General features: G+C 63.6%; 22 protein-coding genes and 2 tRNA genes. 6 read left to right on the top strand and 18 right to left on the bottom strand.

From position 1 onward, the window contains the following. Nucleotides 1–2 precede the first annotated feature (2 nt). The 16 genes from ACED18_RS01480 to ACED18_RS01405 form a co-directional block, all read right to left on the bottom strand. Complete coding sequence (locus ACED18_RS01480; protein WP_377288328.1) at nt 3–1,514, bottom strand: NADH-quinone oxidoreductase subunit M; 1,512 nt, start codon at nt 1,512–1,514, stop codon at nt 3–5. Then, nucleotides 1,514–3,511, bottom strand: coding sequence for an NADH-quinone oxidoreductase subunit L (gene nuoL / locus ACED18_RS01475; protein WP_377288326.1), 1,998 nt, complete (start codon nt 3,509–3,511; stop codon nt 1,514–1,516). Before nuoL ends, ACED18_RS01480 begins: the two co-directional genes overlap by 1 nt. A gap of 6 nt (nt 3,512–3,517) precedes the next feature. Beyond that, the gene (gene nuoK / locus ACED18_RS01470; RefSeq protein ID WP_149736759.1) at nt 3,518–3,826 is read right to left on the bottom strand and encodes an NADH-quinone oxidoreductase subunit NuoK; all 309 of its coding nucleotides are present in this window, start codon (nt 3,824–3,826) and stop codon (nt 3,518–3,520) included. Nucleotides 3,827–3,851: 25 nt separating this feature from the next. Then, the gene (locus tag ACED18_RS01465; protein ID WP_377288324.1) at nt 3,852–4,466 is read right to left on the bottom strand and encodes an NADH-quinone oxidoreductase subunit J; all 615 of its coding nucleotides are present in this window, start codon (nt 4,464–4,466) and stop codon (nt 3,852–3,854) included. 155 nt (nt 4,467–4,621) lie between these two features. Next, nucleotides 4,622–5,113 carry an NADH-quinone oxidoreductase subunit NuoI gene (nuoI, locus tag ACED18_RS01460; protein ID WP_149736757.1) on the bottom strand — a complete coding sequence of 164 codons (492 nt, stop codon included), beginning with the start codon at nt 5,111–5,113 and terminating at the stop codon, nt 4,622–4,624. A 61-nt stretch (nt 5,114–5,174) separates the two neighbouring features. Continuing rightward, nucleotides 5,175–6,218 (bottom strand): NADH-quinone oxidoreductase subunit NuoH, encoded by a 1,044-nt coding sequence (gene nuoH / locus ACED18_RS01455; RefSeq protein ID WP_377288321.1) that lies wholly within the window; start codon nt 6,216–6,218, stop codon nt 5,175–5,177. A 19-nt stretch (nt 6,219–6,237) separates the two neighbouring features. Beyond that, nucleotides 6,238–8,313, bottom strand: coding sequence for an NADH-quinone oxidoreductase subunit NuoG (gene nuoG, locus ACED18_RS01450; RefSeq protein WP_377288319.1), 2,076 nt, complete (start codon nt 8,311–8,313; stop codon nt 6,238–6,240). A gap of 99 nt (nt 8,314–8,412) precedes the next feature. Further along, nucleotides 8,413–9,303 carry a hypothetical protein gene (locus ACED18_RS01445; protein WP_377288317.1) on the bottom strand — a complete coding sequence of 297 codons (891 nt, stop codon included), beginning with the start codon at nt 9,301–9,303 and terminating at the stop codon, nt 8,413–8,415. 4 nt (nt 9,304–9,307) lie between these two features. After that, nucleotides 9,308–10,612, bottom strand: coding sequence for an NADH-quinone oxidoreductase subunit NuoF (nuoF, locus tag ACED18_RS01440; RefSeq protein WP_377288315.1), 1,305 nt, complete (start codon nt 10,610–10,612; stop codon nt 9,308–9,310). An 11-nt stretch (nt 10,613–10,623) separates the two neighbouring features. After that, nucleotides 10,624–11,724, bottom strand: a complete 1,101-nt coding sequence (gene nuoE / locus ACED18_RS01435; protein ID WP_377288313.1) for an NADH-quinone oxidoreductase subunit NuoE — start codon at nt 11,722–11,724, stop codon at nt 10,624–10,626. A gap of 12 nt (nt 11,725–11,736) precedes the next feature. Beyond that, nucleotides 11,737–12,000 (bottom strand): hypothetical protein, encoded by a 264-nt coding sequence (locus tag ACED18_RS01430; protein WP_377288311.1) that lies wholly within the window; start codon nt 11,998–12,000, stop codon nt 11,737–11,739. Then, nucleotides 12,000–13,190, bottom strand: a complete 1,191-nt coding sequence (locus ACED18_RS01425) for an NADH-quinone oxidoreductase subunit D (protein WP_377288309.1) — start codon at nt 13,188–13,190, stop codon at nt 12,000–12,002. Before ACED18_RS01425 ends, ACED18_RS01430 begins: the two co-directional genes overlap by 1 nt. 73 nt (nt 13,191–13,263) lie before the next feature. Then, on the bottom strand, nt 13,264–13,866 hold the full coding sequence (locus ACED18_RS01420; protein ID WP_377288307.1) for an NADH-quinone oxidoreductase subunit C: 603 nt from the start codon (nt 13,864–13,866) through the stop codon (nt 13,264–13,266). A gap of 17 nt (nt 13,867–13,883) precedes the next feature. Then, nucleotides 13,884–14,462 carry a NuoB/complex I 20 kDa subunit family protein gene (locus tag ACED18_RS01415; RefSeq protein WP_377288305.1) on the bottom strand — a complete coding sequence of 193 codons (579 nt, stop codon included), beginning with the start codon at nt 14,460–14,462 and terminating at the stop codon, nt 13,884–13,886. Further along, nucleotides 14,453–14,818 carry an NADH-quinone oxidoreductase subunit A gene (locus ACED18_RS01410; RefSeq protein ID WP_377288303.1) on the bottom strand — a complete coding sequence of 122 codons (366 nt, stop codon included), beginning with the start codon at nt 14,816–14,818 and terminating at the stop codon, nt 14,453–14,455. The genes ACED18_RS01415 and ACED18_RS01410 overlap by 10 nt, the downstream gene beginning before the upstream one ends. 307 nt (nt 14,819–15,125) lie before the next feature. Further along, nucleotides 15,126–15,202 (bottom strand) — tRNA-Asp (locus ACED18_RS01405). A gap of 446 nt (nt 15,203–15,648) precedes the next feature. On the opposite strand from ACED18_RS01405, the gene ACED18_RS01400 reads away from it, so the two are divergent. Then, nucleotides 15,649–15,724: transfer RNA gene (locus ACED18_RS01400), tRNA-Val, on the top strand. 157 nt (nt 15,725–15,881) lie between these two features. Here ACED18_RS01400 and ACED18_RS01395 read toward each other — a convergent pair. Continuing rightward, nucleotides 15,882–17,486 (bottom strand): FAD-dependent oxidoreductase, encoded by a 1,605-nt coding sequence (locus ACED18_RS01395; RefSeq protein WP_377288301.1) that lies wholly within the window; start codon nt 17,484–17,486, stop codon nt 15,882–15,884. Nucleotides 17,487–17,656: 170 nt separating this feature from the next. Between ACED18_RS01395 and ACED18_RS01390 the strand changes: the two genes are divergently transcribed. From ACED18_RS01390 to ACED18_RS01375, 4 genes are read left to right on the top strand one after another with little or no spacing between them, the layout of a single operon-like run. Then, nucleotides 17,657–18,193 (top strand): cupin domain-containing protein, encoded by a 537-nt coding sequence (locus ACED18_RS01390; protein ID WP_377288299.1) that lies wholly within the window; start codon nt 17,657–17,659, stop codon nt 18,191–18,193. A 25-nt stretch (nt 18,194–18,218) separates the two neighbouring features. Further along, nucleotides 18,219–18,989 carry an aspartate dehydrogenase domain-containing protein gene (locus tag ACED18_RS01385; RefSeq protein WP_377288297.1) on the top strand — a complete coding sequence of 257 codons (771 nt, stop codon included), beginning with the start codon at nt 18,219–18,221 and terminating at the stop codon, nt 18,987–18,989. After that, a complete protein-coding gene (locus ACED18_RS01380; RefSeq protein WP_377288295.1) occupies nt 18,986–19,792 on the top strand; it encodes an alpha/beta fold hydrolase in 807 nt (268 codons plus the stop codon). The genes ACED18_RS01385 and ACED18_RS01380 overlap by 4 nt, the downstream gene beginning before the upstream one ends. Further along, nucleotides 19,782–21,521, top strand: a complete 1,740-nt coding sequence (locus ACED18_RS01375) for a cobalamin-dependent protein (RefSeq protein ID WP_377288293.1) — start codon at nt 19,782–19,784, stop codon at nt 21,519–21,521. Before ACED18_RS01380 ends, ACED18_RS01375 begins: the two co-directional genes overlap by 11 nt. 15 nt (nt 21,522–21,536) lie before the next feature. On the opposite strand, the gene ACED18_RS01370 is transcribed toward ACED18_RS01375, so the two are convergent. Then, nucleotides 21,537–22,283, bottom strand: coding sequence for an SDR family oxidoreductase (locus ACED18_RS01370; protein ID WP_377288291.1), 747 nt, complete (start codon nt 22,281–22,283; stop codon nt 21,537–21,539). 100 nt (nt 22,284–22,383) lie between these two features. On the opposite strand from ACED18_RS01370, the gene ACED18_RS01365 reads away from it, so the two are divergent. Next, the gene (locus ACED18_RS01365; RefSeq protein ID WP_377288289.1) at nt 22,384–23,370 is read left to right on the top strand and encodes a thiamine pyrophosphate-dependent dehydrogenase E1 component subunit alpha; all 987 of its coding nucleotides are present in this window, start codon (nt 22,384–22,386) and stop codon (nt 23,368–23,370) included. The last annotated feature ends 1 nt before the right edge of the window (nt 23,371 follow it).

The following is a 23,371-nucleotide window of genomic DNA, read 5'->3' as shown; positions in this document are numbered from 1 at the left end:
CGTCAGTTCACGGCCAGAGCCACGCTCTGCGCGGCCTGCAATGCAGCGGTATAGTTGTTGATGAGCTGGTCTACCGAGGCGGCCGTGGCGTCGAACACCGGTGCCGGATAGACACCGAAGAAGATCGTCAGGATGACCAGCGGATAAAGGATCAGCTTCTCGCGTGCCGAGAGGTCGAGCAGCTTCTTCAGGCTTTCCTTCTCGAGCGCACCGAAGATGACGCGGCGGTAGAGCCACAGCGCATAGGCGGCCGAGAGGATGACGCCCGTGGCGGCGAAGAGCGCGACCCATGTATTGGCGCGGAAGGCGCCGAGGAGCGTCAGAACTTCGCCGACGAAGCCGGAGGTGCCGGGAAGACCGACATTGGCCATGGTGAAGACCATGAAGGCGACGGCATATTTCGGCATGTTGTTGACGAGGCCGCCATAGGCGGAGATCTCGCGGGTGTGCAGGCGGTCATAGACGACGCCGACGCAGAGGAAGAGCGCGCCCGAGACGATGCCGTGCGAGAGCATCTGGAACAATGCACCCTGCACGCCCTGAACATTCGCGGCGAAGATGCCCATGGTCACATAGCCCATGTGGGCAACGGAGGAGTAGGCGATCAGCTTCTTGATGTCCTGCTGCATCATCGCGACCAGCGAGGTGTAGATGATGGCAACGACCGAGAGCGTGAAGACGAAGGGCGCGAAATAGTCGGACGCCAGCGGGAACATCGGCAGCGAGAAGCGCAGGAAGCCGTAGCCGCCGAGCTTCAGCAGGATGCCGGCCAGGATGACGGAACCGGCCGTCGGCGCCTGAACGTGGGCATCGGGCAGCCAGGTGTGCACCGGCCACATCGGCATCTTCACCGCGAAGGAGGCGAAGAAGGCGAGCCACAGCCAGGTCTGCATTTCCCGCGGGAAGCTGTAGGCGAGCAGTTCCGGAATGTCGGTCGTGCCGGCCTGCCAGTACATGGCCATGATGGCGAGCAGCATCAGCACCGAGCCGAGCAGCGTATAGAGGAAGAACTTGTAGGAGGCGTAGACGCGATCCTTGCCGCCCCAGACACCGATGATGATGAACATCGGGATGAGGCCGGCTTCGAAGAAGACGTAGAAGAGCACGATATCCAGCGACACGAAGACGCCGATCATCAGCGTTTCGAGTAGCAGGAAGGCGATCATGTAGCTCTTCAGGCGCTTTTCGACCGAGACCCAGCTCGCCAGCACGCAGAAGGGCATGAGGAAGGCCGAGAGCACGACGAAGAGCACGGAGATGCCATCGACGCCGAGATGGTAGGAAATGCCGGTGCCGAGCCAGGCATGCTTCTCCACCATCTGGAAGCCCGGATTGGCGCTGTCGAAATGGTACCAGATGTAGAGCGACACCACGAAGGTGACGAGCGTCGTCAGCAGCGAGACGTTCAGGATGTTGCGGCGGCCGAAGGGGCTGTCCTCCCGCGTGAAGAGCAGGAGGAGAACACCGACGAGCGGTATGAAGGTGACCGCGGAGAGGACGGGCCAGTCGATCATCACATGGAACTCCCGAGCATCATCCAGGTAACGAGCGCAGCGATACCGATGAGCATGACGAATGCGTAGTGGTAGAGGTAGCCGGTCTGCAGACGGACGACCCGGTCGGTCACATCCATCACGCGGGCGGCGATGCCGTTCGGGCCGTAGCCATCGATGACGCGGCCGTCACCTTCCTTCCAAAGGAAGGTGCCGAGCCACTTGGCCGGGCGAACGAAGATGAAGTCGTAGAGCTCGTCGAAGTACCACTTGTTGAGCAGGAAATTGTAGAGCCCGTGGTGCTGCTTGGCGAGCGCCTTCGGCGTCTGCGGCGACTTGATGTACATGTACCAGGCGGTCACGAAGCCGAGAGCCATGGCGACGAAGGGGCTCCACTTTACCCAGAGCGGCACGTGGTGGAACTCTTCCAGGATCTCGTTTTCCGCACCGGTGAAGAGGGCGCCCTGCCAGAACTCGGCATAGTGGTGGCCGAAGAAGTAGCCTTCGAAGAGCACGCCGGCGAGCACGGCACCTGCACCGAGGATGTAGAGCGGGATCAGCATGACGGCCGGCGATTCATGCACATGGTGCATGACGTGGTCGGAGGCACGCGGCTTGCCGAAGAAGGTGAGGAAGGCGAGACGCCAGGAATAGAAGCTCGTGAAGAGAGCGGCCACGACCAGCAGCGTGAAGGCGAAGCCGGCCACCGGCGAATGCGAGGCATAGGCCGATTCGATGATGACGTCCTTGGAGAAGAATCCGGCAAAGCCGATCATCGTACCGGGGATACCGACGCCGGTCAGCGCCAGCGTGCCGATGGTCATCATCCAGAAGGTGACGGGGATGTGCTTCCTGAGGCCACCCATGTAACGCATGTCCTGCTCGCCATCGACGGCATGGATGACCGAGCCGGCGCCGAGGAACAGGAGGGCCTTGAAGAAGGCGTGGGTGAAGAGGTGGAAGACGGCCGCGCCATAGGCGCCGACGCCGAGCGCCACGAACATGTAGCCGAGCTGCGAGCAGGTCGAATAGGCGATGACGCGCTTGATGTCGTTCTGTACGAGGCCGACGGTGGCGGCGAAGAAGGCCGTGATGGCACCGACGACGGTGACGACCATCAGCGCATCATGCGACAGTTCGAAGAGCGGCGACATGCGCGCGACGAGGAAGACGCCCGCCGTGACCATGGTAGCGGCGTGAATGAGGGCCGAAACTGGGGTCGGGCCTTCCATGGCGTCCGGAAGCCAGGTGTGGAGCAGGAACTGCGCCGACTTGCCCATGGCGCCGAGGAAGAGCAGCAGGCAGGTCGCGGTGATCGCATGGCCCTTGTCGAGGTGCATGCCGAAGAGCGTGATGACGGCATCGGCGCTTTCGGCAGCCCCTTCGGCCGGCAGATAGGTCTTTGCCGCAGCAAAGATTACTTCGAGGTTGATCGACCCGAAGAGCACGAAGACCGAGAAGATGCCGAGGATGAAACCGAAGTCACCGACGCGGTTGACGATGAACGCCTTCATGGCGGCCGCGCTCGCCGACGGCTTTTTGAACCAGAAGCCGATCAGGAGGTAGGACGCCAGACCCACGCCTTCCCAGCCGAAGAACATCTGCAGCAGATTGTCCGACGTCACCAGCATGAGCATGGCGAAGGTGAAGAGCGAGAGATAGGCAAAGAAGCGCGGCCGATGCGGGTCGTGATGCATGTAGCCGATGGAATAGAGGTGCACGAGCGTCGAGACGGTGTTGACCACGACGAACATGACCGCCGTCAGCGTATCGACGCGGAAGGCCCACACGACATCGAAGGTGCCGGACTGGATCCAGCGCAGCACCGCGACCTTGATCATTTCCTCCTCGCCGAGCGCGACGTGGAAGAAGGTCACCCAGGACAGCACCGCGACGATCATCATCAGACCGGTGGTGACGAACTCGGACGCCTTGGCGCCGATGGCGCGGCCGCCAAGGCCGGCCACCAGAAAGCCGATCAAAGGCAGGAAGACGATTGCCTTGATAATGGTATCCATGAGCCGTCAGCCCTTCATCATGTTGACGTCTTCGACCGCGATGGAGCCGCGGTTGCGATAGAAGACGACGAGAATTGCAAGTCCGATGGCCGCTTCGGCGGCCGCGACGGTCAGGATGAACAGAGCGAAGACCTGGCCGGTGATGTCGTTGAGGAAGGCCGAGAAGGCCACCATGTTGATGTTGACCGCAAGCAGGATCAGTTCCACCGACATCAGGATGACGATGACGTTCTTGCGGTTGATGAAGATGCCGAACACGCCGAAGACGAAGAGGATGGCGCTGACGGTGAGATAGTGGCCGATACCGATTTCCATGTGCCTGTTTCCTTGTGTCCGCGCCTCAGACGCCCTGACCGGGCTTGACCTTCACCACCTCGACGGCGGTGGCAGGCGTGCGCGCGACCTGTTCGGCAATGTTCTGCCGCTTGATGTTCTGGCGGTGACGCAGCGTCAGCACGATGGCGCCGATCATGGCCACCAACAGCACCAGGCCGGCGATCTGGAAGAAGTAGACGTAGTGGGTGTAGAGCACGTCGCCGAGCGCCTGCGTGTTCTGGCGCTCAGAGAGCGGCGGGATGGGCATGGAGACGGTCTTGGCGATCTCGGGCGAGAAGACCGAACCCGCTACCACGATGATCAGCTCCGCTGCCAGCACGATGCCGACGAGGAAACCGACCGGGGCGTATTCCATGACCCCTGCCCTCAATTCGGCGAAATCGACGTCGAGCATCATGACCACGAAGAGGAAGAGAACCGCGACGGCGCCGACATAGACCACGAGCAGGATGAGCGCGAGGAATTCGGCGCCGGTCAGCAGGAAGAGACCGGCCGCATTGAAGAAGGTGAGGATCAGGAACAGGACCGAATAGACCGGGTTCCTGGCCGAGATCACCATGAAGGCCGACGCCACAGCGACGAAGGCGAAGAGATAGAAGAATAGAGTCTGCAGACCCATGGTCGGTGCCTTTTCGTCTTCCCCGGCGCAGATCCCAAACGGATCCGCCCCATTGCGGAGCCTGCCTGCGATGCCGCTGGCCAACCCCTCTCGTCACGAACGTCCGCCGATTTCCATCAACCGGCGGAACGGGAATGTCACATGCCCCCGCCTGCTCAGCGGTAGGGCGAGTCGATTGCGATGTTGCGGGCGATTTCCCGCTCCCAGCGATCACCGTTCGAAAGCAGCTTGTCCTTGTCGTAGTACAGCTCTTCGCGGGTCTCGGTGGCGAATTCGAAGTTCGGGCCCTCGACGATGGCATCGACCGGGCAGGCTTCCTGGCAGAAGCCGCAATAGATGCACTTTACCATGTCGATGTCGTAACGCACCGTGCGGCGGGTGCCATCGTTGCGGCGCGGGCCGGCCTCGATGGTGATGGCCTGGGCGGGACAGATGGCCTCGCACAGCTTGCAGGCGATGCAGCGTTCCTCGCCGTTCGGATAACGGCGCAGCGCATGCTCGCCGCGGAAGCGCGGGGAGACCGGGCCCTTTTCGAAGGGATAGTTCACCGTCGCCTTCGGCTTGAAGAAATAGCGCATCGACAGGAAGAAGGCCCCGACGAATTCCTTCAGGAACAGCGATCCGACGGCCTGGGAAAGACTTGCCATCTGCATTCTCCAGTTTTGCCGGACAAGCCGGCCGGGTGGTGAGGCGCGGAAGATCCGCGCCTTACGCCATGCCCGTGAATTTCAGAACGAAGGCGGTGATGACGACCATCGCCAGCGAAATCGGCAGGAAAACCTTCCAGCCCAGCCGCATCAGCTGGTCGTAGCGGTAGCGCGGCACGAAGGCCTTCACCATGGCGAACATGAAGAACACCATCGAGGCCTTCAGCACGAACCAGATGATGCCCGGCACCCAGTTGAGGAACCACACGTCCACCGGCGGCAGCCAGCCTCCGAGGAAGAGGATCGTGGTCAGCGCGCACATCAGGCAGATGGCGGCATATTCGCCGAGCATGAACATCATGTACGGCGTGGAGCCGTATTCCACCATGAAGCCGGCGACGAGTTCGGATTCGGCTTCCGGAAGGTCGAAGGGCGGGCGGTTCGTCTCGGCGAGCGCCGAGATGAAGAAGATCACGAACATCGGGAACAGCGCCAGCCAGTGCCAGTCGAGGAAGGACGGCGGCAGGCCGAGACGCGTGCCGATGCCGTCATGCTGCGCATTGACGATGTCGGTGAGGTTCAGCGAACCGACGCAGAGCAGCACGGTCACGATCACGAAGCCGATCGAGACTTCGTAGGACACCATCTGCGCGGCGGAGCGCAGCGCACCGAGGAAGGGATACTTCGAGTTCGAAGCCCAGCCGCCCATGATGATGCCGTACACTTCGAGCGAGGAGATCGCGAAAATGTAGAGGATGCCGATGTTGATGTTGGCGATCACCCAGCCATTGTTGAGCGGCACGACCGCCCAGGTGGCGAGCGCCAGCGTCACGGAGACGAGCGGCGCCAGAAGGAAGATCACCTTGTTGGCGCCCGCCGGGATGACCGGCTCCTTGAAGACGAACTTCAAAAGATCGGCGAAGGACTGGAAAAGTCCCCAGGGGCCCACCACATTCGGTCCGCGGCGCAGCTGCACGGCGGCCCAGATCTTGCGGTCTGCCAGAAGAATATAGGCGATGAAGACGAGCAGCGCGACGAGCAGAAGCAGCGTCTGCCCGATCATGATGGCCGCCGGCCAGACATAGGTCGAAACGAAAGAGTCCATCTTTATCGGTCCCCCGAGCCTATTCGGCCGCAGCCTTGAAGTTGTTGCGCGCCAGAGCCGAGCACTCGGCCATGACGGCAGAGGCGCGGGCTATCGGGTTCGTCAAATAGAAGTCTTTGACCGGCGACGCAAACACGGATTTGCCCATGTCACCGGCTTTTTGTGCAAGTGCAGCAATCTGGCCAGCATCGGCAGGCGCAATCGCGTCGATCTCGCCCAGATGCGGGAAGTCAGCGACCATCTTCGAGCGCAGTTGCGCCAGCGAATCAAACGGCAGGCGCTTGCCCAGCACGTCGGAGAGTGCACGCAGGATCGCCCAGTCCTCGCGCGCTTCGCCCGGCGCGAAGCCGGCGCGGTTGCCCTGCTGGACCCGGCCTTCCGTATTGACCCAGGTGCCGGACTTTTCGGTATAGGCGGCGCCCGGCAGGATGACGTCGGCGAAATGGGCACCGGCATCGCCATGCGAGCCGATATAGACGGTGAAGCCCTTGCGTGCCGAGAGATCGATTTCGTCGGCGCCGAGGAGGAAGAGGACAGACGATCCGGCGACGATGTCGACCGCCGTCTTGCCGGCCGTGCCGGGCACGAAGCCGATGTCGAGACCGCCGACGCGGGAGGCCGCCGTGTGCAGGACCGCAAAGCCGTTCCATTCGTCGGTGACGGCACCAACGGCCTGAGCAAGCTTCGCCGCCGCCGCGAGAACCGCTGCGCCGCCGTTACCGGTGAGAGCCCCCTGCCCCACGATGATCATCGGGCGCTTGGCATTGGTGAGAACACCATGGAAGCCGAGCGAACCGGCGACGAGGTCGTTCAGCGTATCAGTGCCGGCGCCGAGATAATCATAGGGGTAGCGCAGCTCGCCGCCTTCGCCGATCACGCCGATCGGGAAATTGCCGAGACGGTAGCGCTTGCGGATGCGGGCGTTGAGAACGGCCGCCTCATAGCGCGGGTTTGCGCCGATGATCAGCAGCGCATCCGCGCTTTCGATGCCAGAGATCGTCGGGTTGAAGATGTAGGAGGCGCGGCCGAGAGACGGATCGAGCGCAACGCCATCCTGGCGGCAATCGATATCTGTGGAGCCGAGCGAGGCAATCAGGGCCTTCAGCGCATACTGTTCCTCGACGGAGGCCAGATCTCCGGAGATGGCGCCGATGGACGTGCCGGCCGACGCGACCGCAGCCTTGACGGCGGCAAAGGCCTCACCCCAGCTCGCGGGCTGCAGGCGGCCGTCCTTCTTCACATAGGGGCGGTCGAGACGCTGCGTCTTCAGGCCGTCCCAGATGAAGCGGGTCTTGTCGGAAATCCACTCTTCGTTGATCTCCTCGTTGACGCGCGGCATGATGCGCATCACTTCGCGGCCGCGGGTATCGACGCGGATCGCCGAGCCCAGCGCATCCATAACGTCGATCGATTCGGTCTTGCCGAGCTCCCACGGACGGGCGTGGAAGGCGTAGGGCTTGGAGGTCAGGGCGCCGACCGGGCAGAGATCCACGACGTTGCCCTGAAGCTCCGAGGTCATGGCCTGCTCGAGGTAGGTGGTGATTTCGGCATCCTCGCCGCGGCCGATGAGGCCGAGTTCTGCGATGCCGGCGACCTCGGTCGTGAAGCGGACACAGCGCGTGCAGTGAATGCAGCGGTTCATGACCGTCTTGACGAGCGGGCCGATATACTTGTCCTCGACGGCGCGCTTGTTCTCACGATAGCGCGTCGAATCGATACCGAATGCCATGGCCTGGTCCTGCAGGTCGCATTCACCGCCCTGGTCGCAGATCGGGCAGTCGAGCGGGTGGTTGATCAGCAGGAATTCCATCACGCCTTCGCGCGCCTTCTTGACCATCGGCGTGGTCGTGAAGACTTCCGGCGCCTCGCCATTCGGGCCGGGGCGCAGGTCGCGCACGCCCATGGCGCAGGATGCCGCCGGCTTCGGCGGGCCGCCCTTCACCTCGATCAGACACATGCGGCAGTTGCCGGCGACCGACAGCCGCTCATGGAAGCAGAAGCGCGGCACCTCGGCGCCGGCTTCCTCGCATGCCTGCAGCAGCGTGAAGTGATCCGGAACCTCGATCTCTTTACCGTCGACTTTGAGCTTTGCCATCTTCGCACTCAATCCTGTGTTTCGAACCGGATAGCATCCGGCAGTCATTCCTTGGGCCTTCCGGCCCTACCCGTCCGGTGCCTTTCGGCTCCGGCCCGATCAGGCCCCGGCGACGATCGCCCTGGCCTTTCCAATCCAGTCATCGCGCAGCACGCGGCCCGAAAGCCCAAGCTCCGCATCAATCCGCTCGGCCTCCTCCGCCGACCAGCCGGCGATCACGGCGATCCGTGTCACGCCCTTGGCGAGCAGCTCCTGCTCCACCCGTGGACCGATGCCGGCGATCTTCTTCAGATCATCCGGTCCGTCCGCGGTCTTTGCCTTCGGCGCCTTTGCGGCTGCCTTGCGCTGCGGCTGCGCGGCAGCAACAGCCGGCGCAACCGCCTTTTTCTTCTCGCCGGCCGCGCCCTTGGCTGCGATCCCGGCCGTTTGTTTTGCTGCCGCGACTGGCGCCTGCGGCGTTGCGGCATCCTTCGCGCCGCTTGACCGTGCCGCCGGTCGAGGCTTTGCCGCCGCGACAGGCTTTGCAGCCACCGCGGCCGTCCCGTTGCCAACGCCGGCAGCCTTGGTCACCGAAACCGGCGCGGCTGCCGGATCTTTCTTCCGGACGCTTTCAGTCGGTGGCGTTTTGCCATCGGCCGCGACGGTCGAAGCCGCCTTTTCCGCCTTGTCCGCCTTGACCGGCGCTGCAGCCTCGGCCTTCTCGATCCCGGCGGCGGCAAGCGCCTCCGCCTGCTGGGCTGCCGTCTTTTCCATCGACGCCGCAACACCTTGCAGCATCCCGGCCATAACACCGGCCCACTGGCTGGCGATGCCGAGACCGATGGCCGTTGCCGCGGCCATGGCGGCGGTCGGATGCGTCATCAGCGGCGGGATCTTGACCGATGCGAGATCGGCGCTCCCCTCACCTGCCGCGAAAGCCGGACGGGCGGTGGAACCGGCGCCCTTATCAGCGTCCTTGTCCTCTGCGCCACGTGCACCGGCTTTCGTCATCGGCTTACTCCGCTGCCTCCAGCACCGCGCCATGCGGCGTGGCGTTGCGGGTGTATTCGTCGATCCGGTTTTCCATCTCCGGGCGGAAATGCTTGATCAGGCCCTGGATCGGCCAGGCGGCCGCATCGCCCAGCGCACAGATCGTGTGCCCTTCGATCTGCTTCGTCACGTCGAAGAGCATGTCGATCTCGCGCTTCTGGGCGCGGCCCTGAACCATGCGTTCCATGACGCGCATCATCCAGCCCGTGCCTTCGCGGCAGGGCGTGCACTGACCACAGCTCTCATGCTTGTAGAAGGCCGAGAGCCGCCAGATGGCCTTGATGATATCGGTCGACTTGTCCATGACGATGACGGCGGCGGTGCCGAGGCCGGAGCCCAACGCGCGCAGACCGTCGTAGTCCATGATCGCGTCCTTCATCTGCGCGCCGGGCACGCAGGGAACCGACGAGCCGCCCGGGATAACGGCGAGCAGGTTATCCCAGCCGCCGCGAATGCCGCCGCAGTGACGCTCGATCAGCTCTTCGAAGGTGATCGACATGGCTTCTTCGACGGTGCAGGGCCGGTTGACGTGGCCGGAGACCGAGAAGAGCTTGGTGCCATGGTTGTTCTGGCGGCCGAAGGACGTGTACCAAGCCGCGCCGCGACGCAGGATGGTCGGGGCAACGGCGATCGACTCGACGTTGTTGACCGTGGTCGGGCAACCATAAAGACCCATATTGGCCGGGAACGGCGGCTTGAGGCGCGGCTGGCCCTTCTTGCCCTCGAGGCTTTCGAGCAGCGCGGTCTCTTCGCCACAGATATAGGCGCCGGCGCCGTGATGCACGAAGATGTCGATGTCGTAGCCGAGCTTGTTGTTCTTGCCCAGCAGGCCGTAATCGTAGCACTCGTCGATCGCCGCCTGCAGTGCCTCACGCTCGCGCATGAACTCGCCGCGCACATAGATGTAGGCGGTATGTGCGCCCATGGCGAAGCTCGCGATCACGCAGCCTTCGATCAGCGTATGCGGATCGTGGCGCATGATTTCGCGGTCCTTGCAGGTGCCGGGCTCCGATTCGTCGGCATTGACGACGAGGTAGTGCGGGCGACCGTCGGATTCCTTCGGCATGAAGGACCACTTGAGCCCGGTCGGGAAGCCGGCGCCGCCGCGGCCGCGCAGGCCCGACGCCTTCATCTCGTTGACGATCCAGTCACGACCCTTTTCGAGGATTTCCTTGGTGCCGTCCCAATGGCCACGCGCCATGGCGCCCTTCAGGGACTTGTCCTTGAGGCCGTAGATATTGGTGAAGACGCGATCCTGATCCTTAAGCATGATTCACCTCTTTACCGCGGCTTCTTTCCGAAGACCCTGATGTACTCGGCTTCGCCGCCCGTTGCGAGAGCATCCGCCTGGCGGATCCAGTCGTCGCGCTCGATGCGTCCCTTGAAATTCAGATAGCCGTCCACCCATTCGCTCTCGGCCTTCGTCCACTTCGCGATCTGCGCGTAGGTGAAGATGCCGAGGTCGTGCAGGGTCTGCTCGATCTTCGGACCGACGCCCGAGATCAGTTGCAGATCGTCAACCGTTGCCGGCCGCTCGATGCCGGCCGGGCGGGCCGCGTCGTCGAGCGACGGCTTGACGGTCGCATGGTTGACCTCGGCCGGCTCGACCGGAGTCTTCGCGTTTTCGGCGCTTTCTGCCTTTGCCGTCAGCGGCGTCTTGACCGTCGGATCGGCTTCCTCGGCATCCGTCTTCGGCTTGGCGGCATTTTCTGCCGACGGTGCCGGCTCGGAATTGCCGGCCGCCGTGCCCGCCTCGGCTTTGGCGGGGGCATCAGCCTCCGTCAGCGAGGTCAGGCCGCCGACGGGGGCGGAGAAGATGCGATCGATCTGCGGGCCCGGCTTGATGTCTGCGCCGCGGCCGTTTTCAAAGCGGTCGATAATGTATTCGAACTGCGGAACCGTCAGATCCTCATAGGCGTCCTTGAAGATCATCACCATCGGTGCGTTCACGCAGGCGCCCTGACATTCCACCTCTTCCCACGACAGCGTGCCCGTTTCGTTGAGGTGGAAAGGCTCGGCATGGATCTTTTTCTTGCAGATCTTGATCAGATCTTCCGCGCCGCGCAGCATGCAGGGCGTGGTGCCGCAGACCTGGATATGGGCGTGCCTGCCGACCGGCTTCAGCTGGAACTGGGTATAGAAGGTCGCCACTTCGAGAACGCGGATATAGGGCATATCCAGCATCTTTGCGACGGACTCGATGGCGGCCTTGGTGACCCAGCCATCCTGTTCCTGCGCCCGCATCAGAAGCGGGATGACGGCAGATTGCTGGCGGCCTTCCGGATATTTCCGGATGGTCGCTTCGGCCCAGGCCGCATTCTCGGCCGAAAAGGCGAAGCTTTGCGGCTGGACGCTCTCATCGGCAAGTCGACGAACGGACATTCTCGAACCCTATCAATTGATCGACCCGCACCGCGATTTCGCCAGGGTGGCGAAGTCGCAGGCATAGGCCGACTTGTCTTTCTGCAGAAATACGACGGTGCGGTCACCGTGGCGAACCGCCGCCTTGATCTCATAACCCTGGGCGACCAGCGCACCGACGCCGATGCTTGCGCTGCCCTGGCTGTCGGCGCTGGCGGCGTCCGTCGACGCCTCCTGCGCGGCGGCATTGCCCGCGAAGGCCAGAAGCAACAGACACGCGGCGGCGCAATGACGCATCAGCGGTCAACCTCTCCGAACACGATGTCGAGCGAGCCGAGGATGGCCGACACGTCGGCAAGCTGGTGGCCGCGACAGATGTAGTCCATCGCCTGGAGATGCGCATAACCCGGCGCGCGGATCTTGCAGCGGTACGGCTTGTTGGTTCCGTCGGAGACGAGGAACACGCCGAACTCGCCCTTCGGTGCCTCGACGGCGGCGTAAACCTCGCCGGCCGGCACGTGATAGCCTTCGGTGTAGAGCTTGAAGTGATGGATCAGTGCTTCCATCGACTTCTTCATCTCGCCCCGCTTCGGCGGCACGACCTTGCCGTCCAGCGAAGAGACCGGACCGGTCTTGGCGACGCCCAGCAGGCGATCGACGCACTGGCGCATGATCTTTGCCGATTCGCGCATTTCGATCATGCGGATCAGATAGCGATCGTAGCAGTCGCCGTTCTTGCCGATCGGGATGTCAAAGTCGAGGTCGGAATAGCACTCATAGGGCTGCGAGCGGCGCAGGTCCCAGGCAGCACCCGAACCACGCACCATCACGCCCGAGAAGCCCCAGGCCCAGCAATCCTCGAGGCTGACAACGCCGATATCGACGTTGCGCTGCTTGAAGATGCGGTTGCCGGTCAGAAGCTCGTCGATATCATCCACGGTCTGAAGGAAGGGATCGATCCACTTGCCGATGTCTTCGACAAGCTGCTGGGGAATGTCCTGATGGACGCCACCGGGGCGGATATAGGCGGCATGCATGCGCGAGCCGCAGGCACGCTCGTAGAACACCATCAGCTTTTCGCGTTCTTCGAAGCCCCAGAGCGGCGGCGTCAGCGCGCCGACGTCCATGGCCTGCGTCGTGACGTTCAGCAGATGCGAGAGAATGCGGCCGATTTCGGAATAGAGCACGCGGATCAGCTGGCCGCGGATCGGGACCGAAATGCCGAGCAGCTTTTCAACCGCCAGCGCGTAGGCATGCTCCTGGTTCATCGGCGCCACGTAGTCGAGGCGGTCGAAATAGGGAACGGCCTGCAGGTAGGTCTTGGTCTCGATCAGCTTTTCGGTGCCGCGGTGCAGAAGCCCGATATGCGGGTCGACACGCTCGACGATTTCACCGTCCAGCTCCAGCACGAGACGCAAAACGCCGTGCGCCGCCGGATGCTGCGGTCCGAAGTTGATGTTGAAGTTACGAACGTTGTGTTCTGTCATTATCGGCGCGCTCCGCGCTTGATGGGGTTAGCCAACAGACAATCGATGCCTGCCGGCCCATGCCAACTGCTTTTTAAACTTTCGCCTTTTCATCACCCGGCAGCACATAATCCGTGCCTTCCCAAGGGGAGAGGAAGTCGAAGTTGCGGAATTCCTGCTTCAGTTCGACCGGCTCATACACGACGCGCTTGGCTTCATCGTCATAGCGCACCTCTACATAGCCCGTCGTCGGGAAGTCCTTGCGAAGCGGATAGCCCTCGAAACCGTAGTCGGTGAGGATGCGGCGCAGGTCCGGATGGCCGGTGAAGAGGATGCCATACATGTCGTAGGCTTCGCGCTCGAACCAGTCGGCGCCCGGGTAGACGGCCGTTGCCGACGGAACCGGATCATCCTCGCCGGTCGCGACCTTGACGCGGATACGCAGGTTCTGGCGCGGCGACAGAAGGTGATAGACCACGTCGAAGCGATCCGGACGCGCCGGGTAATCGACGCCGCAAATGTCGACAAGGTTCACGAAGCCGCACTGCACGTCGTCGCGCAGGAAGGTCAGCAGCGCGATGATCGAGGCGGCATTGGTCTCCAGCGTCAACTCGCCATAGGCCAGCGTCGCATTCGACACGAGCGCGCCACGCGTCTCGCGGATGTAGGAGGAAAGCTCGTTCAAGGCTTCACTCATGGTCGCGTCCCCTCGCCTTACCGTTCGATCGTGCCGGTGCGGCGGATCTTCTTCTGCAGAAGCAGCACGCCGTAAAGCAGCGCCTCTGCGGTGGGGGGACAGCCCGGAACGTAGATATCGACCGGCACCACGCGGTCACACCCACGCACCACGGAATAGGAATAGTGATAGTAGCCGCCGCCATTGGCGCAGGAGCCCATGGAGATCACGTAACGCGGCTCGGGCATCTGGTCGTAGACCTTGCGCAGGGCCGGCGCCATCTTGTTCGTCAGCGTGCCCGCGACGATCATGACGTCCGACTGGCGCGGCGAGGCGCGCGGCGCAAAGCCGAAACGCTCAACGTCGTAGCGCGGCATGGAAAGCTGCATCATCTCGACGGCGCAGCAGGCCAGACCGAAGGTCATCCACATCAGCGAGCCGGTACGGGCCCAGTTGATGAGTTCGTCCGTCGAGGTGACAAGGAAGCCCTTGTCGGCGAGCTCGTTGTTGATCTCGCCGAAGAAAGCGTCATTCGCGCCCACCGGCTTGCCGGTCGCGGGATCGATGATCCCCTTCGGCTGCGGGGCAACGAGGGTGGTGCCGGTTGCTACTCCCATTCGAGTGCTCCCTTCTTCCATTCATAGATAAAGCCGATGGTCAGCACGAAGAGGAAGACCATCATAGACCAGAAGCCGAACCAGCCGACCGAGGAGAACGACACGGCCCAGGGGAAAAGGAAGGCCACTTCGAGGTCGAAGATGATGAAGAGAATCGACACCAGATAGAAACGGATGTCGAACTTCATGCGCGCATCGTCGAAGGCGTTGAAGCCGCATTCATAGGCCGACAGCTTCTCGGCGTCCGGCGCCTTGAAGGCAACCGCGAAGGGCGCAATGAGAAGCGCGAGGCCGATCACCAGGGAAATGCCGATGAAGATCGCGATCGGAACGTAGGAGCCGAGAAGGTCAGTCATCTTGTCCGTCCACGCCTGCAGGGATGCGCCTTGGGAATGCGCTTCCGTCAAACATATTGCAGGCAGAAAATATGTTGCAACGCCAGAGTGGTTAGCGCAGCCTTCGTTTCGGCGCAAGCCTCGTGACAGGTTTTCCGACGCTTCCCGCCTCAGTCGCGACACACTTGTGAAAGCCTTGCGGCGCAGCCGGTCCACGCCCGCACGACGATGCGATTACCGCCGGCTTTGCGCGGACAAATTGACGCAGCGCAAAATTGCCCGGACAACTCGGTAAATGTCATAATGATGATATGGAGGAGGAAGAGAATGGCGCGAGTGACGGGGCTCGAACCCGCGACCTCCGGCGTGACAGGCCGGCACTCTAACCGACTGAGCTACACCCGCGCATTTCTTGGTGAACCGCTTGGCGGCCCGCCGTTTCGAAGCGGCAGCGCCGTTTCGATGAGCGGCTAACTACGGGGTTCCCTTTTGAGTGTCAAGCGCGTCGAAAGACAAAATCGTGACATTTTTCGTGGAGCAGCCGCAAAGCCCTGCAAAGCAAGGAAACAGACCTTCGATTTTTTTCGCAGCCGGACGAAAGGCTTCCCGTCCGCTCATCCTTTCAATGGCTTAATAACCTGAGCCTCTTCAGGCGACAGCGTTCCCGCCTCCGATTTCGCGACCACCTTTCCAATCCCGACATGGAAAAACGCGCTTCCGGCGGACTTATCCACAGCTGCCGGAGCCCCACGATCGCTTTCTGCACGCCGTGTCAAAAAAAACGAACAAATCGGCAAAAAGCCCCTTGCGCATCGCCGGGGATCCGCATAGATCACGGCCACCAACGCGGCGGGCGATTAGCTCAGTTGGTAGAGCGCCTCGTTTACACCGAGGATGTCGGGAGTTCGAGTCTCTCATCGCCCACCATTCTTTCCCTTGATTTGCATAATCTCCGCATAGTCCACGACGTGTCTCACCCCGTCGCTTGCGTGGTTCTTCGCCAGAGGCGCGTCCACCCAGTCGCAATCCAGCAATTGCTCGTCCAGCGGCGGGGACGGCCGAAACGTTGCGGGGACCGAGTGCGCTATCGATTCTGCTTCAGAATCGTTTCCGCAGCCACATAGCCCCAGGTCAAGTTGGGGCCGATGGTGGTGCCGGCGCCGACGGCGCGGGTGCCGAAGGGGTTGGCCATGGCGAGACCTGCGGCGTAGAGGCCGGCGATGACGGAGCCGTCGGGGCGCAGCACCTGGCCGCGGGCGTTGGTTCGGGCGCCACCCTTTGTGCCGAGAATCGAGCGGTTCAGCGTCATGCCGATATAGGGGGCCTTGTCGATCGGCTTCAGGCGGTTTTCCGGCCCATGGGCCTTGTAGTCTTCCCAGCCGCTTTCGCCGCGGCGGAAATCCTCGTCGCGACCCGTCTTGCAGAAGGCGTTCCAACGGTCGATGCTTGCCTGCAAGGTATCGGCTGGAAGCCCGAGTCTGCGGGCGAGTTCGGCAATCGAATCGGCTTTCTTCACCCATTCCGGCTCGTAGGACGCGTACCAGCGGAACGGCAGCGACGTCGTGAGGAACCGGTGATCGCCGACGAGATAGCAGGGCAGATGGATCGGCTGCCCCTTCTCGTCCCGAGCATCAAGCGCTTCGCCGATATTGAAGTCGTTTTCGCTGACGAAGCGTTTGCCATGACGGTTGACGACGATGGAGTGCGGTTCGGCCTGGAACGTCATGGGCAGGCCGTGCGGACGGCCCTGGTAACGGGTCGGCAGGCAGGGATAGACATTGGCCTGGTCCATGCGGTCGAGCTCGGCACCCACGCTGGCGGCGAGTTTCTGGCCATCGCCCTCGTTGCTTCGGGGGCTTCCCAACCGGTCGAACGGGCCGGGAAAATGCCGAGCGCGCATTTCCGGATCCCATTCGAATCCACCGGAGGCGATCACCACGCCACGCGCGGCCGAAATCGTGACACGCATTCCATCCCGCTCGACGTCCGCGCCGATGATCCGGTCGTCATGATCCTGCGTCAGGGAGACGGCACGGCTTTTCAGCCAGAAGGTGACGTTTGCATCAAGGCAGCCGCGAATGAGGCCGGTCATCAGCGCCGTGCCCTGCCCTCCCGAATTGGTGAGCCATCGGATCAAAAGTTTCGGCCACAGCTTCAGGCCGGCACGAATCGGATGGTGGTAAAGGTCGTGGTCCACGACCTCCTGATAGGTAAAGATGTGCGGCAAGGTGGAGCGGCGCAGCCTGCTTGCGAAGGCGCCGAGCAGGCGCCGGCTCAGCGGCATGGGCGAGACCATGCGCCCCACCAGCTTTCCGCCCGGTGCTTCGGAGAAGGGATCGGGCTCGTTGATGACGCGGAAGTCGAGCGGCGTGCAGGATGAGAGGAATTTGAGCATGTCCGGCGCATGCTCCACGAAGGAGCGCCAGCGCTCGTCCTCCGCCTCTGCCCATCCGTCCGGCGTCACGGCGCGCAGATAGGTTATCGCTTCCTCGCGGCTGTCGGCATGCCCGGCAGCGGCGGCCACATGGTTGGCGGGGATCCAGACGCCCGAACCGGACATGGCCGAGGTGCCGCCCAGCCATTCGCTCTTTTCGATGACGAGGACTTTCAGCCCGCCGCGGGCGGCACGAAGCGCGGCCGAACACGCGGCAGAGCCCGAGCCGATCACCAGCACGTCGCAGCTTTCCATGAACATCTCCTGTCATCCCGGCATAAGGTGTGCGGCACTATAAAAGCCGCCGCTCCAATCTGTCTACTATTGTGTAGACACTTTTTGCGTTGTAGCTTCCGCCTATGGAAAGCCCTGCCGGCGCGCCTTCCGGACCATGGTCAGGCGCCCGCGAGAAGGAGGATTGCTGCATGGACGATCTCGCCCCCAACCCGGCAGCGGCCGGCGTTCACGTCTCCGGCCCGGAGGCACGCGAAAGCTACTGGCAGCCCGTTCCGGCGAACGGGCATGTGGACGTGGCGCTTGCGCCACACATCGTCGGCAGCATGGAGCATCCCTTCGCGCTTGGCACGCAGTCCGTTGCGCCGGGCGGGTATGTGCGCGAGCATACGCATGAGCGCAACGAGGAGGCCATCTACGTGATCGAGGGACACGGCCGCGCGATCATCGACGGGAAGGAATACAAGCTCGAGCCGGACAGTGCCGTCTTCCTGCCGAAGAGCGTGCGGCACATGTTCATCAATGATGGCGAGACAAAGCTGCGCTGGGTTTGGCTGATCGTGCCCAACGGGCTCGAGGACTTCTTCCGGCTGATCGGCAAGCCCCGCAAACCGGGCGACCGCGTGCCCTCCAACTTTCCGCGACCGGAGAACGTGCTGGAAATCGAGCGGCAGACGGTTTTCGGCGCCGATCTCACCGACAAGTTCGATCCGGTGAAGAATAGCTGACCCCATGCCAGGCGCGCCACCCGTCATGATCGGACTGATCGGTTTCGGCGCCATGGCGCGCGGCATTCATGCGTGCCTGCCGGCCGATGGCATCGCCTGGCGCGTTCTGCGCAAGGCCGAGGCGCCGGGCGACCTGCCGGATGGGCTAACGGATGCCGGAAGCCTCGATGCCCTGATCGCGGCGCGCCCCAGGGTCATCGTGGAGGCCGCCGGACAGGACGCGGTCGCGGCCTATGTGCCCGCCGTGCTCGCCGCCGGAATCCCGGCCGTGGTCGCCTCGGTCGGAGCGCTGGCGGATGCCGCGACGTTTGCTGCCGTCGAGGCTGCGCGCCGGGCGTCCGGCGCCGCCCTGATCCTGCCGGCGGGCGCGGTTGGCGGGCTGGATTATCTTGCTGCCATCGCGCATCTTCCCGATGCCAGCATACTCTATACGGCGCGCAAACCGCCCTCGGCCTTCGGCGAAGAACTCGCGGCGCGCGGGATCGAGGTCGGACATGACGCCGTTACGCTGTTTGAGGGATCGCCTGCCGATGCTGCCCGTCGGTATCCGCGCAATCTCAATGTCGCCTTTTCCATCGCGCTCGCCGCGCGGCCGGCTCCCGTCACGGTCCGGGTGATCGCAGATCCCGCAGTCGGCGGCAACCAGCATGAGATCGAAGCATCCAGCGGCGCCGGCACCGCCTCCTTCCGCTTCACCAATGCGCCCTCCCCGGACAATCCGAAGACCTCCGCCGTGACGGCGATGAGCGTCGCTGCTGCGATTCGCCCGTTCCTAAACCGGCAGGTGGCGCCATGAGGATCCTCTTCACCGCCGCGGACGGCTGCCGCATTCACGTGGAGACCTTCGGCTCGGTGGGGCCGCGTCTTCTTCTCATTCCCGGACTTGGCGGCGACGGGCGATTCTTTTCGGGTGTTGTGGCCGATCTTCAACGCGACCACCGGCTCATCCTCATGGATCACCGGGGCGCCGGGCGCAGCGACAGGCCGGACACAGGCTATTCGATCCCGCTGATTGCTGCAGATGCGGCAGCGCTCCTGACGCAGACGGGCGGTGCGGCCCATGTCATCGGCCATTCGACCGGCGGCGCAATCGTGCAGGATCTCCTGCTCGATCACCCCGATCTCTGCCTCAGCGGCACGATCAGCAGTTCCTGGGCGCGGGCAGATGCGCGGTTTCGCGCACTCTTCACGGCAAGGGCCGAACTGCTCGAGGCCGGGCTGGCGGGGTCATACCAGCGGCTTACGCATGTTTTCTGCCATGATGCTTCAACGCTGGAGCGCGAGGCGGACAGGCTCGATCTCGCCGTCTCCGATGCGGCTACCGCGCTGGCGCCCCTTGCGGTCGCTGCCCGGCGGGTGCGGATGCTTCTTCACCACGACCGCCTCGCCGACCTTCACCGAATCACGAGGCCGGTCCAGGTCATTGCCGCCGAAGACGACATTCTGACGCCACCGGCGCTGACACAGGCGGTGGCGGAGGCCATTCCCGACGCCAGCTTCGTGATGGTGCCGGGTGCCCATTTCCATCCCATGGCGCGGCCGACCGCCTTCGCGGCGGCGGTGCGCAGCTTCCTTGCAAGGCATGCCCATGACCGCTGACGCCGGCCCCGCCCTCACCGATTCGCGCCTGACGCCGGGCGCAGACCTTGTCGCGGCGGGCCGCGGCATGGCGCGCGACTGGCGCGTCGGCTCAAACATCTTCCTGACCGAGACCGGCATGCCCTCGGAAGCGGCTTGGAAACGCAAGGCGGTCGGCGAGAAGCGCATCATGCAACATGCGCATATCGGCTTTCGCGACGTGAACCGCACCATCGAAGCGATCCGCAGCGTGCACGGCGACTGTGCGAAAGGCGGCGTCACCGTCGATCGGTTCGGCATCACGCTCGACTGGTCGATGGGCTATCCGGAGGCGATGCGGGCCAAGGCTTCACGCGGCACCGGCATCGTACTGTCCGGACCGGAGGATTTTGCCCGCATCACCAATGCCGCACCGGCGGCTGCGCATTTCGGCGACTTCATGCTGGGCCTGCCGGGAGCGGTGGAAAACACGCGCGCAGCGCTCGCTGCGGGCTGCACGGCGGTCGGCAATCTCGGGCAATATTTCACCTTCCGCCTGCCCTACTGGGACGATGATGTGGCCACCACGGAGGCGACCGTGACGGCGCTCGGGCTGATTGCCGCGCAGGACGCGGAAGTGCTCGTTCATTCGAACCTCGACGACGGCTTTGCGGGACTTTTCATCGACATGGCCTGCGCGCTCGGCATGGTCATCATCGAAAAGCACATCGTCAACGGGCTGATCGGCGCAACGATCTCTCATTGCTACGGCCATCATTTCAGCGATCCGCTGTCGCGCACGGCCTTTCATGCAGCGCTGGTGCGGGTCAACGACACGCCGGGCACGATGATTTTCGGCAATACGGTCGCCTACCAGTCCACCCCGGCCGGCAATTATGCGAGCCTCGCAAGCTATCTGACGGCCGATATCCTGGCACTCGGCCGCTGGCCGTCCGGCCATGCCATCAATCCGGTGCCGGTGACCGAGAATCAGCGGATCCCCGATGTCGATGAAATCATCGATGCACAGACCTTTGCGCACCGGCTTTGCCTTCACGCACCCTATTATGACCCTGTGTTCGACTGGTCACGGGTCGAGTCCATGGCGGACGTGCTCGTCGAAGGGGGCGAACGATTCGCGGGTGCCGTGCTGGCCGGCCTTGCCGATCGCGGTGTGGCAACGGACGACCCGGCCGCCCTCATGCTTGCCATCCGCCGGCTGGGGCCGAAGCGCATGGAGGCGCTGTTTGGCCCGGGCCTCACAGGCCCGCGGGGTCGCAAGCCACTGATCCATGCGGAATGGGCGCGCGAACTGAACGAGAAGGCAAGCCACTGGGTCGCGGCGCAGGCGCCGCTTGTCACGCCCGCGCCCCTGACGGTCTGCATCGGCACCACAGATGTGCACGAGCACGGCAAATACCTGGTCGAGCAGGCGCTGGAGGGGCTCGGCCTTGCCATTGCCGATGCGGGCGTCGCGGTCGATCCGGAACATCTCGTTGCCCATGCGGCAGACAGCGGCGCCGATGCGATCGCGATCAGCACCTACAATGGCGTGGCCCTCTCCTATGCCGAGGCCGTTCTCAGGGCGATGGCGGCGCGCGGGCTTTCCCTGCCGGTGCTGATCGGCGGGCGGCTGAACGAAATCCCCAAGGATTCCAACTCCGGCCTGCCGGTCGATGTCAGCCGGGAGATTGCGGCGCTCGGCTGCCGGCCCTGCGCCGATCTCGACGCCATGCTTTCGGCTTTGCGCGAGACGGCGGCGGCACCGTGACGCGGTGCCGCTTTTTCACCACGCGGTCATGCCGCCATCGACGGTGAGAATCGAGCCGGTGGCATAGGAGGCTTCGCCACTCGCCAGCCAGAGGATGGCTTCGGCGATCTCCACCGGTTGGGCGAGCCGGTTCATGGGCGAGCGGGCATTGAGACCGGCGATGAAGCCTTCCGGGTCCTCATGCGTCGCAACCATCTGGTCGAAATAGGTGGACCAGGTTGTGCCGGGCGCCACGGCGTTGACGCGGATGTTCTGTTGGGCGTGATCGAGCGCCATGGCGCGTGTCAGCGCGGCGACCCCGCCCTTCGAGGCGACATAGGCCGCCCGATCCGCCAGGCCGACATCGGCAACATTGGAGGCCGTGTTGACGATCGCGCCGCCACCGCCCGCCGCCATGACCGGGATGACATACTTCGAGCAAAGGTACACACCCTTGAGGTTGACGGCCATCAGCCGGTCCCAGTCATCGGCCTGCGTCGTCACCACCGAACCGCGAATGCCATAGCCGGCATTGTTGACGAGGATATCGATCCGGCCGAAGCGCGCCGCCGTCGTCTCGACCATTCCGGCGACGGCCCTCTCGTCGGAGACATCGACGGCGAGCCAGTCAGCCCCGATCTTGGTGGCAACAGCTTCGGCCTTCACCCCATCGCGATCGACCACCATGACGCGGGCGCCTTCGCTGACGAAACGCTCGGCCGCCGCCGCGCCGATGCCGGCCCCTGCCCCCGTGATGATCGCCATTCTGTTCTTCAGCCGCATGGGAGCCCCCTTCAAAAATGTTCAGGGGCTTATTGTGCAGAACGGCTTGCAAAGTGTCGACACTTTTGTATTAAATTCCTTCATGCAATTGGAGGCGGCCGTGAAGAACTCTCCTTCCGTCGAGGAACACCTCGAAATCTATCGCAAGATGCTGCTTGTCCGGCATCTGGAGGAAGGGCTAGGCGCCCTCCACAAGCAGGGCCAGACGCGCGGGCCGATCCACCGCTGCGACGGGCAGGAAGCCGTCGGCATTGCGGCCACCGCCGTGCTGGAAGCCGGTGACAAGGTGGCCACCACCCATCGTGGCCACGCCGTCTACATCGGCAAGGGCATGGCGATGCATCCGGTCATCGCGGAGATTTTCGGCCGCGCCACGGGTGCCTGCGGCGGTCGGGCCGGGCACATGCTGGTGGCGGATGCGGAAAAGGGCGTGATCGGGGGCAATGCGATCGTCGGCGCCGGCATTCCCGCTGCCGCGGGCATGGCTCTTTCGGCCCAGATCAAGGGCGAGAAGACGGTTGCCATGTGCGTCTTCGGCGATGGCGCGGCACAGACCGGCATCTGTCATGAAGCCATGAACATGGCAGCACTCTGGAAGCTGCCGATGGTCTTCGTCCTCGAGCACAATCAGTTCGGCCTGACTGTTCCGACCGAGGTTCAGTCTCCCGTCGATGACCTCTCCATCCGTGCCGCCGGATACGGCATGCCGGCGGAGATCGTTGACGGCAACGATGCCATCGCCGTCTACCGCGCCGTTGGCGCCATGGTGGAGCGGGCGCGACGGGGCGACGGGCCAGGCATGGTCGAATGCAAGACCTATCGTCTCGAAGGCTTCTCCACCTCCGACATGGGCGGCTACCAGAAGCCGGAGGATATCGCGGCCTGGAAGGCACGCGATCCCCTCACACTTTCACGTGCGGCCCTTCTCGTGGATGTCGGTGCAGCGCGGCTTTCCGAGGTCGAGGCGGCGGCAAAGGCGGAAGTCGATGCCGCCTTTGCCGCCGCGCTTGGCGATCCCTTCCCGGTCTTTGCGGTCGATGCGGCCTGTGATCCCTATTCCACCCTCCATTCGGGCGAGGCGCACTGAG

The organism is Rhizobium sp. SG2393 (assembly GCF_042610495.1).
Classification (GTDB): domain Bacteria; phylum Pseudomonadota; class Alphaproteobacteria; order Rhizobiales; family Rhizobiaceae; genus RU20A.
This window is presented reverse-complemented; position numbering and strand designations above follow the sequence as displayed.

Bases quoted from the DNA above. Each gene is read 5' to 3' on its own strand.
- ACED18_RS01410 (WP_377288303.1), bottom strand. From the start codon at position 14,818: ATGACTGACCTTCTCGGCTCCTACGTTCCGATCGCGATCTTCATCGGC.
- ACED18_RS01420 (WP_377288307.1), bottom strand. From the start codon at position 13,866: ATGAGTGAAGCCTTGAACGAGCTTTCCTCCTACATCCGCGAGACGCGT.
- ACED18_RS01385 (WP_377288297.1), top strand. From the start codon at position 18,219: ATGATCGGACTGATCGGTTTCGGCGCCATGGCGCGCGGCATTCATGCG.
- nuoG (WP_377288319.1), bottom strand. From the start codon at position 8,313: ATGGCAAAGCTCAAAGTCGACGGTAAAGAGATCGAGGTTCCGGATCAC.
- nuoI (WP_149736757.1), bottom strand. From the start codon at position 5,113: ATGGCAAGTCTTTCCCAGGCCGTCGGATCGCTGTTCCTGAAGGAATTC.
- ACED18_RS01380 (WP_377288295.1), top strand. From the start codon at position 18,986: ATGAGGATCCTCTTCACCGCCGCGGACGGCTGCCGCATTCACGTGGAG.
- ACED18_RS01370 (WP_377288291.1), bottom strand. From the start codon at position 22,283: ATGCGGCTGAAGAACAGAATGGCGATCATCACGGGGGCAGGGGCCGGC.
- ACED18_RS01375 (WP_377288293.1), top strand. From the start codon at position 19,782: ATGACCGCTGACGCCGGCCCCGCCCTCACCGATTCGCGCCTGACGCCG.
- nuoL (WP_377288326.1), bottom strand. From the start codon at position 3,511: ATGGATACCATTATCAAGGCAATCGTCTTCCTGCCTTTGATCGGCTTT.
- nuoH (WP_377288321.1), bottom strand. From the start codon at position 6,218: ATGGACTCTTTCGTTTCGACCTATGTCTGGCCGGCGGCCATCATGATC.
- ACED18_RS01390 (WP_377288299.1), top strand. From the start codon at position 17,657: ATGGACGATCTCGCCCCCAACCCGGCAGCGGCCGGCGTTCACGTCTCC.
- ACED18_RS01430 (WP_377288311.1), bottom strand. From the start codon at position 12,000: ATGCGTCATTGCGCCGCCGCGTGTCTGTTGCTTCTGGCCTTCGCGGGC.
- ACED18_RS01480 (WP_377288328.1), bottom strand. From the start codon at position 1,514: ATGATCGACTGGCCCGTCCTCTCCGCGGTCACCTTCATACCGCTCGTC.
- ACED18_RS01395 (WP_377288301.1), bottom strand. From the start codon at position 17,486: ATGGAAAGCTGCGACGTGCTGGTGATCGGCTCGGGCTCTGCCGCGTGT.
- ACED18_RS01445 (WP_377288317.1), bottom strand. From the start codon at position 9,303: ATGACGAAAGCCGGTGCACGTGGCGCAGAGGACAAGGACGCTGATAAG.
- ACED18_RS01415 (WP_377288305.1), bottom strand. From the start codon at position 14,462: ATGGGAGTAGCAACCGGCACCACCCTCGTTGCCCCGCAGCCGAAGGGG.
- ACED18_RS01465 (WP_377288324.1), bottom strand. From the start codon at position 4,466: ATGGGTCTGCAGACTCTATTCTTCTATCTCTTCGCCTTCGTCGCTGTG.
- nuoK (WP_149736759.1), bottom strand. From the start codon at position 3,826: ATGGAAATCGGTATCGGCCACTATCTCACCGTCAGCGCCATCCTCTTC.
- nuoE (WP_377288313.1), bottom strand. From the start codon at position 11,724: ATGTCCGTTCGTCGACTTGCCGATGAGAGCGTCCAGCCGCAAAGCTTC.
- ACED18_RS01425 (WP_377288309.1), bottom strand. From the start codon at position 13,190: ATGACAGAACACAACGTTCGTAACTTCAACATCAACTTCGGACCGCAG.
- nuoF (WP_377288315.1), bottom strand. From the start codon at position 10,612: ATGCTTAAGGATCAGGATCGCGTCTTCACCAATATCTACGGCCTCAAG.